This window comes from Paenibacillus protaetiae (assembly GCF_004135365.1).
GTDB classification, from domain to species: Bacteria; Bacillota; Bacilli; order Paenibacillales; family Paenibacillaceae; genus Paenibacillus_AP; species Paenibacillus_AP protaetiae.
In genome coordinates, this window is sequence record NZ_CP035492.1 from 417,550 (window position 1) to 431,421 (window position 13,872).

The following is a 13,872-nucleotide window of genomic DNA, read 5'->3' on the forward strand; positions in this document are numbered from 1 at the left end:
GTTAATCGTAATGGCTAAAGTTGTAATTACCGGCGGCAGTGGCATGTTGGGCCGCTGGGTTGTACGCCATTTTGCCGAACATGGCTATGACGTGCTGAACGTGGATGTGCGCCGTCCGGACGAGCCGGTTGGCCGCAGTATTATTGCCAATCTGGAAGATCTCGGGGAAACGTACGGCGTGCTGGCCGGTGCGGATGCCGTTGTCCATTTGGCTGCGATTCCCGCTGCGCATCTTCGTACGCCTGAAGTGACGTTCCGCAATAACGTCATGTCGACGTACAATATTTTAGAAGCGGCAGCAGGTCTCGGTATTCGAAAAGCGGTTATCGCATCCAGCGAATCATCGTACGGCATCTGCTTTGCCGAGCATCCGTTTGGCCCGCAATATGTGCCGATGGACGAGGCGCATCCGCAGCTCCCGCAGGACAGCTACGGCCTGAGCAAAATCGTCAACGAGCAGACGGCAGAAATGTTCAACCGCCGCACCGGCATGCAGGTGGTGTCGTTCCGCCTCGGCAATGTTATCCCGCCGGAATGGTATGAACGGTTCCCGTCGTTTATCCATAATCCGGCCGAGCGGGAACGTATTTTGTGGAGCTACATTGATACCCGCGATGCTGCGGAAGCTTGCCGCCTTGCGATTGAGACGGACGGCCTTGGCGCAGTAGCGCTTAACCTTGCCGCGGACATTACGAGCATGGACATCGAAAGCCGCAAGCTGATGGCGGAGCGTTATCCGGAAGTAACGGATTTCCGCGCGCCGCTTGAAGGCTTTGAGTCGCTGCTTAGCAATGAGAAAGCGAAAAGGCTGCTTGGCTGGCAGCCGAAATACAATTGGCGCGAGCAAGTAAAGCTGTAAGGCTTACGCTGCGGTCTGTGCGCTGAATCAGGCTATCGAAATTAAAGGCTCCCCTTATCTCCAGCAGTGCCGGAGGTAAGGGGAGCCTTTTTGTGTCGGGAACCTGAGAGAGGAGGCGTTACGATTGTTTATCGGTAACCTCTTCTTTGGCATCCGAGACAAGTTCTTTCGCCGAAGTTTTAAACTCGTGAAGGGTACGGCCAACCGCACGGCCCAGCTCCGGCAGCTTGGATGGGCCGAAAATAATTAACACGACAACAAGAATCATCATTAGACCGGGAAACCCTATGTTTTGCAGCATAACAGTCATCTCCATTCATATCGGATATGGTTCTTTTGAGCCCCCGTACCGGTAGTCTTCGGCAGGCGGATTAATCCTGATTATGGTTGCTTGGATAAGTGGCTACCGCTTCGATCTCGATCAGCCAGTCGGAATTGACGAGTCCGGCAACGCCAACGGTCGAGCGGGCTGTCTTCACCGGATTATCCTTCGTATTAAAGTATTTGGCATATGCGTTAAACCAGCCGTCAAAGTCGAATTTCCCGCCTTTCGCTGCATCCGGAGCAATGTAGACGCGCAAGTAGGTGACATCCTTCATCGACAGCCCTTGCTCCTTCAGCTGTGCTTCAATGTTTTTCAGAATGCTGAGCCCTTGCGTTTCGGTGTTGCCATAACGCTCATAAACGGTTTTGCCGTCTTTATTAATGAGGGAAGGCGTTGTGCCGCTCGTCTCATACGTAGCCGCACCGGCCGGCATGGCGACGGCGTTCGATATGGATGAAGACGGGCTTCCATAAAATTCCGGCTCATATATCGGCGTAAGCGGATATTTGTTAGGCGTAACGGCTGCATAGACGCTTGCCGTGGCGGCAACGCAGGAAATGACGATGGCACCGGCAACGATTTTCCATTTTTTTGTAGTAGGCATAGCAATTTCCTCCCCAATGTCTTGTTTGGCTCTTTATCTATTCCTTCATGACACGCGCATGAATATCGGTGACGACCGCCCGTGCGGACTCGATGCCGCCTGCCATCCATGCCGTAATATAGCTGATATGCTCACCTGCGAGGTAGACCCGGCGGTCCGGTTTGCACAATACCGGATAATTCGTTTTCCGGTCATCCGCCGAATACGACACCCAGCTGCCAAGGTTGTATTTTGTTGTTTTCCAGTTGACGGAAAATGACGATTCGAACTCCTTGTAATATTGCGGATGAATTTTGGCGCCTTGCGCAAGGGCATGCGCTTCGCGCTCTTTAAAGGATAAAGCGCCGATTTTGTCGGCATTGGAGCCTTGGGCGTAGTACCCGAGCAGCACGCCTTTTTTCGCAAAATAGTTGGTTGGCGGATAATAAATGGACGAAATGTCCATATTCGTCAGCGTATTGCCGCCGTAGATTTGTTCGTCTTCCTCCCAGAAGCGGCGTTTGAATTGCAGCCCGATTTTGCCGGCATTGGCATACTTCGTATTGTTAATCGCTTTGGTCATTTCCGGAGAAAGGTCATTTTTGATCGTCTTCAGAACGGACAGCGGGATCGTGCATATGCAATAATCGCCTTCAATCTGCTTCACATCGCCGCTCAGCATATCCGTGTATGTAACCCGGACTTTATCGCCGACATGCTTGAACTCACTTACTTCAGCGTGGAATTTGATCCGGTTGCCAAGGCGTTTCTCGAATGCCTTCGGAATGGCGTCAATGCCGCCGACCGGGTGGAACATCATCATTTGCTGATCGTACGTGTATTCACTTGCAAAAAAGCTTCCGAAGCCGGAATTGATAATGGCTTTCATATCAAACGGGTCACGGATTACGCCGGCATCCAGACGCGAGCCCGGTTCGTCCTTGTAGCCGCCCCGTTCGGAGCCTTTATAAAATAAATCGGCATCCAGATTGCCTTCCGAACGAAGGTAGGCGACAACTTTCTCTTTTTCCTCCGGCGTAACCGGCAAATCGAGTCCCGGCTGATTGATGGCTTTCGCAAGCAGCTCGTTGACGTAACCTCTTACATCGGCTTTAGCCGCCCGTTTGCGTACGGGTATGCCGGACAACGGGCCGACATTTTCATTGTAATAATAGGCGCTTTCGTTGACGTTGTTGAACGGCTCCAATGCAATGCCGAATTCGCGGCAATAATCCATTGTGACGTGGAATTGCGGAATACGCATCGGACCGGCATTTAAATACAAGCCTTCATCAAAACGCGCCACCTGCTTTTGTCCGCCGATCTCGGTCACGGTGGTGCCTCGTCGTACCGACCAGTTGCGTCCGCCGGAGCGGGCGCGAGCCTCCAGAATGGTACAGTCGTATCCGGCTTTGCCAAGCTCGTAGGCGGCGGTGAGGCCGGCGACGCCTGCGCCGAGGATGACGATCTTTTTGCCCGAGCGGCCTGTTCCTTTCAAATCCCAGCTGGAAGGAGGCGTATACTCCGCAGCTTTGAGCGTCTCCGGCGTGAACAGTCCCATTGTCCCCATTACGCTGAAGACAGCAGCGGCCCCGCCGATTTTTCCGACTGTCGTTAGAAATTGCCTGCGCGAATATTCCCCCGGTGTTTCTTTCGTCTCCATCATGCTTCAGCTCCTTTGTATTGGCCGATTAGCCTTCTCGGAAAGAAACTTAACATGATTTTTTTGTTGGACGCCAATGTTTTGTTAGAAAAACTAACATAAATAAAATTTATAAGGGTGATAAGTATAATGAATCAAAATTGAAAACTAGGAATAATTAACCATGATCCAAAAAGCTGAAATAGCGGCGATTTTATAGGGAAAATCCTGATTTTTTCCATTGTTTTTCACGGGTGGGCACCTTCGGCCGAACGAGGCGGATTACTAGATGGATAAGCAGGAGAGGGTGAACAGTCCCATAGACAAAAGTTTAAACATTTTGCTATTATCTCGAGCAAGAAGGTTTGGTGTTAGTTTTTCTAACATTTGTGTAAAAGATTGAATTAAAATTGAAAAGCACTGGGGGAGGCGTTGGACGATGAAGGACAAAGTAATGAGCATCGGAATCGTTTGCGACTTGACTGGTTTGACGGAAAGGCAAATTCGTTATTATGAAGAAAAGCAGCTCGTTTTTCCGGTAAGAACCAAAGGCGGTGCAAGGAAGTTTTCGTTTGAAGATGTGGAACGGCTGAAGGAAATTAATGAGAAACTGCGGGATGGCTTTCACACGTTTGATTTAAAAAAATCCGGAAGGTTGTGCTGCAAATGAGAGGCGTAGAGGAGACCATGACGCTTCTGGCGCATATAAGCGAGCTGCGGACCCGTATTTGGAGAATACTGATCGTGGTGCTGCTTTCGCTTGGAGTCGGATTATATTTGGCGCCGAAAGTGCTTGCTTATTTAAAAAGCGTGCCGCCCGGCTCGGAAATGACGTGGAACGTCTTTTCGCCTTGGGACGGCATTCGGATGTATATGAGCATTGCGCTTGTTATCGCCTTGACAGTGTCGCTGCCGTATATTTTGTATCAGCTATGGGGATTTGTGAAAAAAGGGCTTCATCCCGTTGAGCGTTCGGCGGCGCTCCGGTATGTGCCGTACAGTGCGGTTTGCTTCCTGGCCGGGCTGGCATTTGGTTATTTTGTCGTGTTCCCGATGAGCTTCGCATTTACGTCGCGGATGACCAAAAGCTTGGAGCTGGTGGAGACATACGGCGTTGCGCAATATTTCGGATTCATGTTCAACATCGTTATTCCGCTTGCAATCGCCTTTGAGCTGCCGGTCATCGTCATGTTTTTGACCAAAATCGGCGTCTTGACGCCAAAGCTGCTGTTCAAGATGCGGCGGTACGCCTATTTGATCCTCGTGATCGTAGCAAGCCTGATTTCGCCGCCGGAGCTTATTTCTCACTTGATGGTGTTTGTTCCGCTTGTCGTGTTGTATGAGATTAGTGTTTTATTATCCCGGATTGTTTATGGCAGAAGAACCGCAGCGCTTGCAGAAGCGGCGGGGGCTTAAAGCATCGTCTGATGCTGCTGCCGGTTTGCGGTATCCAGAGGCGGAGAATTTCATTCTCCGCCTCTGTTTTATGGTTATGGATAACAAATGTTTGCAGACGCCATTTCCAGCGCATTCCCAATGAGGTACACTGGATACGGAATACTAGAAAGGGGAGACGCAGCCCGTGAAGATCAAAGTCCTTATCGCTGACGATAATTCGTTTATCCGCGAGGGCATGCGGATAATTTTAAATACGTTTGACGAGTTCGAAGTGCTGGGCGCTGTGGAAAACGGCAAGGAAGCGGTGGACTATTGCCAAGCAAACGAAGTGGATGTGGCGATTCTTGATGTCAGGATGCCTGTTATGAACGGAGTGGAAGCAACCCGGCTTATTGTGGAGCAGACGGCAACCAAACCGCTTATTTTAACGACGTTTGATGATGATGAGTTTATTGTGGAAGCGGTCCGGTTCGGCGCCAAAGGATATTTGCTGAAAAACAACGATCCGGAACGAATCCGGGATGCCATTCGCAGCGTCTATTACGGCAATAATGTGCTCCAGGATGTCATTGCAGAAAAGCTGAGAAGCTCGCTTGGCTCCCAGCCGGCTGTATCTTCAGACGCCGAGCCGCAGTGCGCCATCGACTTGTCGCCTTTTACGGAGCGGGAAGCTGAAATTATGTCGCTTATTGCGAAAGGCCGCTCCAATAAAGAAATATCAAAGGAACTGTTTATTTCCGAAGGGACAACGGCCAATTATATTACTTCTATATTAAATAAAACAGCGCTGGAGCATCGCACGCAAATCGCCATCTATTATTTGACGGGCAAAATAAGCTAAGTGGCCATCATCAAAGGAGCGCCGTAACGAGATGGAATTATGGACTGTCGGCAATAAATTGATAGTATGGTTTTATGTTGTGGCGATCGCTTATTTTGCAGGCGACAAAGCTCCGCAATCGCATGTCCTTTATTTTTTGCTTTATGTGGGGCTGAATTTAATTGTACATATCGCCAAGGCGGAGCAAGCGAAAAAGGCGCTGGCCGCCGCAGTGCTTTTGTTATTGATATTGGCGGGGAAGTTTGAAACCCCGTATTTTTGGCTGCTGATCCCGCTCAGCCTGCTGGAGCTGGCCGGCTTCTATGTACGCAGGCAGTGGCAGGCGCTGATTCTCGTGCTGGCGCCTCTGTTTTTTTTGCCTGACGAGCTGTATGTGTCGTATGGGTTTATCGCGCTGCTTGTTTTCTTTAATAACGCCGTTGTCCGTTTATATGTGAAAGGGCTGCATGTACGGGAGGGCAAGCTGGATGATCTGCGCATCCGGATGCAGCAGCTGTCCCGGCGGCTGAACGATAATGCTGAGTTTGCGGAAGCAAGCGAATATTTGGTGAAGCTGGAAGAGCGCAACCGGCTTGCCCAGGCGATTCACGACGGGCTTGGACATGCCATGACGGGAGCCTTGATCCAAATGGAAGCGGCCAAAATCATGTTGAGCCGGGATCAAGCAGCTGCGGAAGGGCTGCTGAACAACGCGATTGCGATTTCCAAGGACGGCATTGAGCAAATCCGCCAAACGTTAAAGGAAACGAAACCCCAGCTGGAGCAGCTTGGCTTTGGGCGGCTGCGGACGGCGGTGGAGCGGTTTGGGGCAAAGACGGGTTTGCAGACGACCGTTATACAGCAAGGTGATATCGCGGTCATTACGCCGCTGCAATGGAAGGTCATCTATGAGAATGTGATGGAGGCGTTAACCAATTCGGCCAAGTATGCCGGCGCAACCGCCGTTCATATCGAGGTCAGCGTCCTGAACCAGTATATTAAAGCGGTTGTGTCCGATGACGGAGAAGGAGCGGCCAAAATCGTGAAAGGGCTTGGGCTGATCGGCATGGAGGAGCGGGCGGCAGCCGTAAACGGAACGGTAGTGGCTGACGGCAATCATGGCTTTACCGTGACGACTCTCATCCCTCGCGCCGTAAATATATGAGATTTCCCATAGTAAAGGGATGAACTTATGCACTGACGTAAGGGCATCCCTTTTTTCTATAATAAACTCAATCAAACAAACGAAGGAAGCGAGTGAATCTTATGAACGTATTGGAACTGCGCGGCTTAACGAAAAAATTTGGCGATTTTATTGCGGTTGACCATTTGTCTTTGCGCGTAGGGGAAGGGGAAATTTTCGGCTTGCTGGGCGCTAACGGTGCAGGCAAAAGCACGACCATCCATATGGTATGCTCGCTTCTCCAGCCGTCCAGCGGCGAAATTCAAATATTGGGCCGCGATATTAAGTCGCAAAGCCGGTTCGCCAAGCAAAGCCTTGGCATTGTGCCGCAGGATTTGGCGATATACGAAGATATGACCGCTTATGAGAACGTCAGTTTTTTTGCCGGACTGTACGGCCTTCGCGGCGCCAAGCTGCGAGAGAGAACGGAAGAAGCGCTTGATTTTGTCGGGCTGTCCGACAAGGCCAAAAACTACCCGAAAAACTTCTCCGGCGGGATGAAGCGGAGGCTGAACATCGCCTGTGCCATCGCGCATAAACCAAAACTGATCATTATGGATGAGCCAACCGTCGGCATTGATCCGCAGTCCCGCAATTATATTTTGTCATCGGTGAGGAAGCTGAACGAATCGGGCTGCACTATTATTTACACGAGCCACTACATGGAGGAAGTCGAAGAAATCTGCTCGCGCATCGCCATTATGGATCACGGCAAAGTTATTGCGGAAGGTACGAAAGAGCAGCTGAAAGCGATTATTACTGAAATGAAAGAAATTGTAATAGAGCTGAAAAATGCGCGCGGCAATGAAGCGGAGCGGCTTCATGGTCTGCCGGGTGTAACAAAGGCGCTTCAGGAAGAAAATGTAATCCACGCTTACAGCGATTTATCCGTCGACAATTTGAACCTGATTCTAAAAGCGCTGATGGGCGAAGGGGCGGAAATTCGAACGGTTGAGGAACGCGAACCGAATTTGGAAGCCGTATTTTTAACGTTAACCGGACGTAATCTTCGGGATTAATTTATCGCGGGAAAGGGGGAATTGGCGCATGATTTGGTTATTTGCTCTGAAGGAAATGAAGCATTATTTGCGCAACACCGGAACATTCATATTTATGCTTGCGTTTCCGCTTATATTTATGCTCGTGCTTGGCTTTGCTTTATCCGATGCGTTCGACAGCAATGTGAAGATGGACGGCATTAAAGTGCTGGTGAATGATGAGAGCAGCGGCGGGCTGGCATCCGCGTTTACATCTTTCGAGCATGAACTGGCGTCAACCGGCATCACATTCGAACCGCTGAAGGACGGAGACAACGGGCGCAAAGAAGTGGAAGATAACCATTATGCCGTTTATGTGGAGCTGTCCGACTCGGGCATTATGCAGTACAGCAGCAGCCGCCAGATGATGGAGGCCAATATTGTTCAGGGGATGCTGAACGCTTTTTCAGACAAATATAATGCGGCTGCCGCTGTAGCGAAGGAAGGCGGAGACCAGGAAGTACAGCTCTATTTGCAGAACACCGGCACCGGGTCGGATTATATTCAGGAGCAGTCGGTAGCGCCGGGCAGAAGTCCGGGAGCGATGGACTATTACGCCGTATCCATGGCGGTAATGATCGGGTTGTGGGGAGCGATCTCCGCCGTTAATCTTGTTCGCGCCGAGGTGACTCGAGGAACATCAACAAGGCTGATGGCTGCCCCGGTCCGGCGCAGCGAGATGGTGATCGGCAAAGTCATCGGCAGTATATTCGTCAACTTGCTTTGTTTATTGATTATTATCTTTTTCAGCAAATGGGTGTTTAACGCGTACTGGGGCGAACATTTGGTGTGGGTAATTGCCGTATTGCTCGCCGAAGCGGTTATGGCCACGCTGTTTGGTTTCGCCGCAAGCGAACTGGTAAAGGGGGCCGGAGCACGCGGGCTTGTAATGATCATTATCCAGCTGGCCACTTTGTTCGGAGGCGCTTATTTTCCGGTTCAAAATATCGGCATGCTTGGCACGGCAGCGTCGCTGTCGCCGATCCGCTGGGGCAGCAGCGCGCTGATGAATATCATTTACGACGGCAACACATCGGCGGCCTGGCCGGCAATTGGCTTATACGGCGGATTTTCGGTTTTATTTCTGGCGATGACGGTAATAACGATGCGCCGTAAGGAGGGGATATAAGATGTGGAATGAATTATCGTTTCTGGTAGGTTCGACCTTGCGGATGACGTTCCGCAAAAAGATAAATTTGCTCCTGTTTTTCGGGCTTCCGCTTGCCGGCGTGCTGCTTTCTTTACTGCTGTATGGTTCGGGAACGCCGGCCGAAATGCGGATCGGGGTCGTGAACGGGGACGGCAGCGAGAAGATTGCTTCGGATACGGTAGCGTTTTTAAAATCGCTGCAAAATGTAAAGCTGGTTGACGTTACAGAACCGGAGCTGAAGCAGCAGCTGTTTGACGGCAAGCTGGACAGCGGCCTGATTTTACAGCCGGGTTTCTCGGCAAGCGTGCTGTCCGGCAGCCCGGACCATATTGCGGTTGAATCGGTCAAAGGGGCATCGGCAACATCTTATATGAAGTCGATGCTCGCCAGCTATATCAATAATGTATCCGGCATGGTCCAGCTGTCGGGCGGCGATTCGGGCAAATTCGAACGGCTGTACGACAGCTACAGGCAAAACTCCTTTGCCGTTACCGCACAATCGGTTAATGATGCGTCCAGTAAAAAAGAAATGTCGTATCAATCTGTCGGGTTTCTCATTTTGTTTATGATGATGTCGGCAGTAGGGCTATCGGAGCTTATATTAAAAAATCGCGAAAACCGGACGTATTTCCGCGTGTTGTCTTCGCCGGTATCGGCCAAAGTTTATGTGCTTTCCAATATTATCGTTAATGTAATCGTAATGCTTGCGCAAATTGTTGTTGTGCTCGTTTGCATGCGCTACGTGTTTAATCTTGACCCCGGCGTGCCTATGGGGATACTGGCTCTGCTGCTCGGTATATTTGCGCTGGTATCGGTCAGCATCTCGCTTGTCATTGTATCGTTCTCTAAAAACTCCGCTGCAGCAGGAGCTATTCAAAACCTGGTCATTACGCCGACCTGCCTCATTTCCGGCTGTTTCTTCTCCGTTTCAATTATGCCGGATTATGTGCAGCGCATTGCCGACTTCCTGCCGCAGCGGTGGGTGCTGCAGTCGATTGAGCAGCTCCAGTCCGGCGCCAGCCTCTCCGGCATTGGAATGAATTTTGTTATATTGCTAGCTTTTGCAGCCGTATTTTTCCTGCTGGCCGTATACAAATTCGGACGCAATAATGACACGCGAAACTTTGTATAATACAGGCTCGCTGCTTCAATCGTAATTGACGGAATCGGGGCGAAAGATGCCGTTTGGCGGCAACTTTCGCCTTTTTTTGCGATCGGGGCGGCTGCCAAATAAACCGGTGTATGAATTTTACATTTGGCGCAACTTTTTCTGCTAAAATGCGTCTACTTATTCGTCTACAAAAGTCGAATGGACTCATTCGGTTGCGGATAAATTCATCATCATTGGGGTGGAAGATGAAAAAAATTGCGCTAATGCTGTTGTTTATGTCGATGTTTTTTCCTCTTTTTTCCGGAATGGGACAAGCAGCCGAGTCTGCTGCTGTTGTGCCAAAGCTGTTTTTAAACGGCCAGCCGCTGCAAGCGAGCGTACCGCCCCAGATTGTGCAAGGCAAATATACGGTTGTGCCGGTCCGTATCGTATCTGAAAACTTAGGCTACCAGGTTGGCTGGCAGCAGGATACCAAAACCGTCACCATACATAACGGCCAAAATGAAATTGTATTGCAAATTAACGATGACAGCGCGCTGGTTAACCATGTGCCGGTGCAGCTCGACGTTCCGGCCATGATCGACCAGGGAACAACGCTGATTCCTTTACGGTTCGTCGGAGAGCAGATGGGCCTTGCCGTCAACTGGGATCAAGCTACGAAATCCGTTTATCTTACGCGTGAAGAAGAGACGGACCCGGTTGACGAGGAAGAAGGAGACGATCCGTCTGCCGATCCGGGCGCGTTAATCTCTTCCGTATCTTACGATAGCATGGAAGGTCTTGTTGTCCAATACGAAGGTGAGCTGCATCCGAACGTCCCTTTTAAACTGGACAACCCCAAACGTATCGTTATTGATCTGCCTAATACGGGATATGGCCCATCTGCCTTGTTTGCCGGCGCCGAGGTTAAGCTCCCGGTAACAGATAACCCGTATTTGCTTGGCGTCCGCTACTCGCTGTTTGCCAAAGATCCGGATACGGCCAGGCTGGTGCTGGATTTGGCGGAGGATGCTGATGTGGTTCTGGATGACAGCGATCCCGGTAAGCTGCGTATTCAGCTTGGAGAACCTTCCGGCAATAACGGCAGCACCGGGCAGCAGACAGATCCTTCCGTTCCGGGTGTACCGGCAGGGGACGGCCAGACGTCTGGCGGCAAAGTGTATACGGTCGTCATTGATGCGGGCCACGGCGGAACGGACCCCGGCGCCAGAAGTGTAGACGGCAGATGGGAAAAAGATTTGAATCTGCAAATCTCGCTGAAGCTTAAAGCGCTGCTGGATCAAGAGAAGCAGATTAAAGTTGTGCTGAGCAGGCCGGAAGATAAGTACGTTGGGCTTGCCGACCGCGTTACTATAGCCGAACAAAACAAAGCGGATATTTTTATATCGATCCACGCGAACAGTGATCCGAAAGGGACGGCAACCGGTACGGAAACCTATTACACAAGGGAATCAAGCAAATCTCTTGCGGATGTTATCCATTCCCATCTTGTGAAAGGGACAGGCCTTAAAGACCGCGGCGTGAAACAGGAGAGCCTGCATGTCACCAGAGAAACTACAATGCCGGCGATCTTGCTGGAAACGGGATTTCTGACGAATCAGACGGATGTCAATACCGTGTTTGACGACAAGGTTCAGAACCGGATCGCCGCAGAGATTGTGGCCGGTATCAAGCAATATTTAAAACTTTCATAGTACAGCCGCAGGGCTGCCCTCAAAGCCAATGGATAAGGCTTTGCCAGGGCAGCCTTTTTGGGCAGGACGAACGGTCTGTTTCATGAAAAAAAGCCCAATGCGCAGGTTGATTATGGTACACTCAAAAAAGATTGAAATCGATTACTTGACAGGAGAGGTGCTTGATTTATGTATATTGGCGCAATTGAAGCAGGCGGTACTAAAATAGTTTGTGGAATTGGCAATGAGCAAGGTGAAATTATCGACCGGGTTAGTTTCCCGACTCTTCAGCCTAGCGAGACGCTGCCCCGCATCGTTGAATACTTTCGCGGCAAGGAATTGAAATCGATTGGGGTAGGAACATTTGGCCCTATTAATATTGATAAAAGCAGTCCTGAATACGGTTACGTCACAACGACGCCTAAGCCGGGCTGGTCGAACTATCCTTTTCTGGGCGAGCTGAAAAAAGCGTTTGACCTGCCGTTCGGCTGGGATACGGACGTCAATGCCGCAGCTCTTGGCGAAGCCAAATGGGGAGCAGCCAAAGGGCTGGACAGCTGCCTTTATTATACGGTTGGAACAGGGATCGGCGTTGGCGTTTATGCCGAGCAGCGCCTCATCCACGGCTTTATGCATCCGGAAGGCGGCCATGTGCTTGTGCGTCGCCATGCCGAAGACCATTATGAAGGATTTTGCCCTTATCATAACGATTGCCTCGAAGGGCTTGCTGCTGGTCCGGCGCTTGAGAAGCGCTGGGGAGTAAAAGGAGCCGAGCTGGGAGCTGATCATCCGGCATGGGCAATGGAAGCTTATTATATCGGACAAGCGCTGTCGCAGGCGATTTTGCTGCTTGCGCCGAAAAAAATCATTTTGGGCGGCGGCGTGATGCATCAGGAGCAGTTGTTCCCGCTTATCCGCCAAGAAGTACAGCGCACCTTAAACGGGTATGTCAATGTGCCGCAGCTTGCCGGCGGAATCGATTCCTATATCGTGCCCCCGGGCCTTGGCGATAATGCAGGCCTGTCCGGCGCCGTGGCGCTTGGCATTAATGCACTTCAGGAATTTGCAGGGCAGAGAAATTCGTAGTGAACTCCATGATGGAAAGATGATGGGATTGCTGCACCTTGCTGTATCTTATACAGCAAGGTGCAGCTTTAGCGCTTTTTCCAGGGACAATCTCCGCTTTTGCGGATAGGCGCATATACTGCATGAAGAAGCCATGTACAGGAGGTATATCGAATGTGCTATCAAGGCGCGCCAACGGCGTCAAGCGGTATGACGATTTTTATATTGGTGCTGTACATTTTGCTTGTTGTCATTTTGCTTACCTTGGGCTGAGTTTTGCGCAGCTGCTGCGAAATCCGAATAAGCAAATCCCGAAAAAAGCTTGATTGCTGCACCGGCAGCCAAGCTTTTTTTGTGTTTGTGATGGCTGCGGGGCCAGTGGAACGAATGCATGTCCGTGTATGTCCGGAACGCAAGCTGTTCCGCCTGCAGCAGCAAGGAGCGTGTTCATGGCATAATCGAACCGGATATGACGAATAATGAACAAAGGCATTTGATCATTCCCAGTGAATAAAGGAGGGGTTCGGATGGCGGCAACGAGCAGCGCCGGCGGCAGCAAGTATAAAAAGATGACGATGTCATCTAAAGAATATCAGGCGTTCGCCAAAAAACGCGAGCCTGCCAGGTCGGTATTCGGCAATTGCATTCGCGCTTTCATTGTCGGCGGAGCCATCTGCGTATTAGGCCAAGCGATTTCCCAGCTGTTTGTGCACTTGATGGGCATGACGAAAGAAGAGGCAAGCAACCCTACGGTCGCTGTACTCATCTTTATTTCCGTTATTTTAACCAGCTTGGGCGTTTACGATAAATTTGCCCAATGGGCGGGCGCCGGTACGGCCGTGCCGGTAACGGGCTTTGCCAACTCCATGTGCTCCGCCGCATTGGAGCACCGCAGCGAAGGACTTGTGCTTGGCGTAGGCGGCAATATGTTCAAGCTGGCCGGTTCCGTTATCGTTTACGGCACCGTAGCGGCGTTTTTTGTTGGCATTGCGCATCTCATTTTCGGCACGGGAGGGACGCATTGAC

The 13,872-nt window shown here is 50.8% G+C and carries 14 protein-coding genes; 11 read left to right on the top strand and 3 right to left on the bottom strand.

All coding sequences use genetic code 11. The features are described 5' to 3' along the window. Positions 1–10 precede the first annotated feature (10 nt). Positions 11–859: an NAD-dependent epimerase/dehydratase family protein gene (locus ET464_RS01705; protein ID WP_129437703.1), complete on the top strand. Its 849-nt coding sequence runs from the start codon at positions 11–13 to the stop codon at positions 857–859. A gap of 118 nt (positions 860–977) precedes the next feature. On the opposite strand, the gene ET464_RS01710 is transcribed toward ET464_RS01705, so the two are convergent. From ET464_RS01710 to ET464_RS01720, 3 genes are all read right to left on the bottom strand, one after another. Further along, the gene (locus ET464_RS01710; RefSeq protein ID WP_129437705.1) at positions 978–1,160 is read right to left on the bottom strand and encodes a twin-arginine translocase TatA/TatE family subunit; all 183 of its coding nucleotides are present in this window, start codon (positions 1,158–1,160) and stop codon (positions 978–980) included. Between the two features lie 70 nt (positions 1,161–1,230). Next, positions 1,231–1,788 (bottom strand): RidA family protein, encoded by a 558-nt coding sequence (locus tag ET464_RS01715; protein WP_129437707.1) that lies wholly within the window; start codon positions 1,786–1,788, stop codon positions 1,231–1,233. A 37-nt stretch (positions 1,789–1,825) separates the two neighbouring features. Continuing rightward, positions 1,826–3,433, bottom strand: a complete 1,608-nt coding sequence (locus ET464_RS01720; RefSeq protein ID WP_341869727.1) for a flavin monoamine oxidase family protein — start codon at positions 3,431–3,433, stop codon at positions 1,826–1,828. 415 nt (positions 3,434–3,848) lie between these two features. Between ET464_RS01720 and ET464_RS01725 the strand changes: the two genes are divergently transcribed. The 10 genes from ET464_RS01725 to spoVAC all read left to right on the top strand — a co-directional run bounded on the left by ET464_RS01725 (position 3,849) and on the right by spoVAC (position 13,871). Next, a complete protein-coding gene (locus ET464_RS01725) occupies positions 3,849–4,079 on the top strand; it encodes a MerR family transcriptional regulator (protein WP_129437709.1) in 231 nt (76 codons plus the stop codon). Next, entirely contained in the window at positions 4,076–4,825 is a 750-nt protein-coding gene (gene tatC / locus ET464_RS01730) for a twin-arginine translocase subunit TatC (protein ID WP_129437711.1), read from the top strand. The genes ET464_RS01725 and tatC overlap by 4 nt, the downstream gene beginning before the upstream one ends. 166 nt (positions 4,826–4,991) lie before the next feature. Continuing rightward, positions 4,992–5,648 carry a response regulator transcription factor gene (locus ET464_RS01735; RefSeq protein WP_129437713.1) on the top strand — a complete coding sequence of 219 codons (657 nt, stop codon included), beginning with the start codon at positions 4,992–4,994 and terminating at the stop codon, positions 5,646–5,648. Between the two features lie 31 nt (positions 5,649–5,679). Then, positions 5,680–6,792 (top strand): sensor histidine kinase, encoded by a 1,113-nt coding sequence (locus tag ET464_RS01740; RefSeq protein ID WP_129437715.1) that lies wholly within the window; start codon positions 5,680–5,682, stop codon positions 6,790–6,792. Between the two features lie 101 nt (positions 6,793–6,893). Then, the gene (locus tag ET464_RS01745; RefSeq protein ID WP_129437717.1) at positions 6,894–7,829 is read left to right on the top strand and encodes an ABC transporter ATP-binding protein; all 936 of its coding nucleotides are present in this window, start codon (positions 6,894–6,896) and stop codon (positions 7,827–7,829) included. Between the two features lie 28 nt (positions 7,830–7,857). After that, positions 7,858–8,976, top strand: coding sequence for an ABC transporter permease (locus ET464_RS01750; RefSeq protein ID WP_129437719.1), 1,119 nt, complete (start codon positions 7,858–7,860; stop codon positions 8,974–8,976). 1 nt (position 8,977) lies between these two features. Continuing rightward, positions 8,978–10,129: an ABC transporter permease gene (locus tag ET464_RS01755; protein WP_129437721.1), complete on the top strand. Its 1,152-nt coding sequence runs from the start codon at positions 8,978–8,980 to the stop codon at positions 10,127–10,129. A 224-nt stretch (positions 10,130–10,353) separates the two neighbouring features. Then, a complete protein-coding gene (locus ET464_RS01760) occupies positions 10,354–11,802 on the top strand; it encodes an N-acetylmuramoyl-L-alanine amidase family protein (RefSeq protein WP_165279868.1) in 1,449 nt (482 codons plus the stop codon). A 168-nt stretch (positions 11,803–11,970) separates the two neighbouring features. Then, the gene (locus tag ET464_RS01765; protein ID WP_129437725.1) at positions 11,971–12,867 is read left to right on the top strand and encodes an ROK family protein; all 897 of its coding nucleotides are present in this window, start codon (positions 11,971–11,973) and stop codon (positions 12,865–12,867) included. Between the two features lie 506 nt (positions 12,868–13,373). Then, on the top strand, positions 13,374–13,871 hold the full coding sequence (spoVAC, locus tag ET464_RS01770) for a stage V sporulation protein AC (protein WP_129437727.1): 498 nt from the start codon (positions 13,374–13,376) through the stop codon (positions 13,869–13,871). The last annotated feature ends 1 nt before the right edge of the window (position 13,872 follow it).

Bases quoted from the DNA above. Each gene is read 5' to 3' on its own strand.
- ET464_RS01705 (WP_129437703.1), top strand. From the start codon at position 11: ATGGCTAAAGTTGTAATTACCGGCGGCAGTGGCATGTTGGGCCGCTGG.
- ET464_RS01710 (WP_129437705.1), bottom strand. From the start codon at position 1,160: ATGCTGCAAAACATAGGGTTTCCCGGTCTAATGATGATTCTTGTTGTC.
- ET464_RS01715 (WP_129437707.1), bottom strand. From the start codon at position 1,788: ATGCCTACTACAAAAAAATGGAAAATCGTTGCCGGTGCCATCGTCATT.
- ET464_RS01720 (WP_341869727.1), bottom strand. From the start codon at position 3,433: ATGATGGAGACGAAAGAAACACCGGGGGAATATTCGCGCAGGCAATTT.
- ET464_RS01725 (WP_129437709.1), top strand. From the start codon at position 3,849: ATGAAGGACAAAGTAATGAGCATCGGAATCGTTTGCGACTTGACTGGT.
- tatC (WP_129437711.1), top strand. From the start codon at position 4,076: ATGAGAGGCGTAGAGGAGACCATGACGCTTCTGGCGCATATAAGCGAG.
- ET464_RS01740 (WP_129437715.1), top strand. From the start codon at position 5,680: ATGGAATTATGGACTGTCGGCAATAAATTGATAGTATGGTTTTATGTT.
- ET464_RS01745 (WP_129437717.1), top strand. From the start codon at position 6,894: ATGAACGTATTGGAACTGCGCGGCTTAACGAAAAAATTTGGCGATTTT.
- ET464_RS01750 (WP_129437719.1), top strand. From the start codon at position 7,858: ATGATTTGGTTATTTGCTCTGAAGGAAATGAAGCATTATTTGCGCAAC.
- ET464_RS01755 (WP_129437721.1), top strand. From the start codon at position 8,978: ATGTGGAATGAATTATCGTTTCTGGTAGGTTCGACCTTGCGGATGACG.
- ET464_RS01760 (WP_165279868.1), top strand. From the start codon at position 10,354: ATGAAAAAAATTGCGCTAATGCTGTTGTTTATGTCGATGTTTTTTCCT.
- ET464_RS01765 (WP_129437725.1), top strand. From the start codon at position 11,971: ATGTATATTGGCGCAATTGAAGCAGGCGGTACTAAAATAGTTTGTGGA.
- spoVAC (WP_129437727.1), top strand. From the start codon at position 13,374: ATGGCGGCAACGAGCAGCGCCGGCGGCAGCAAGTATAAAAAGATGACG.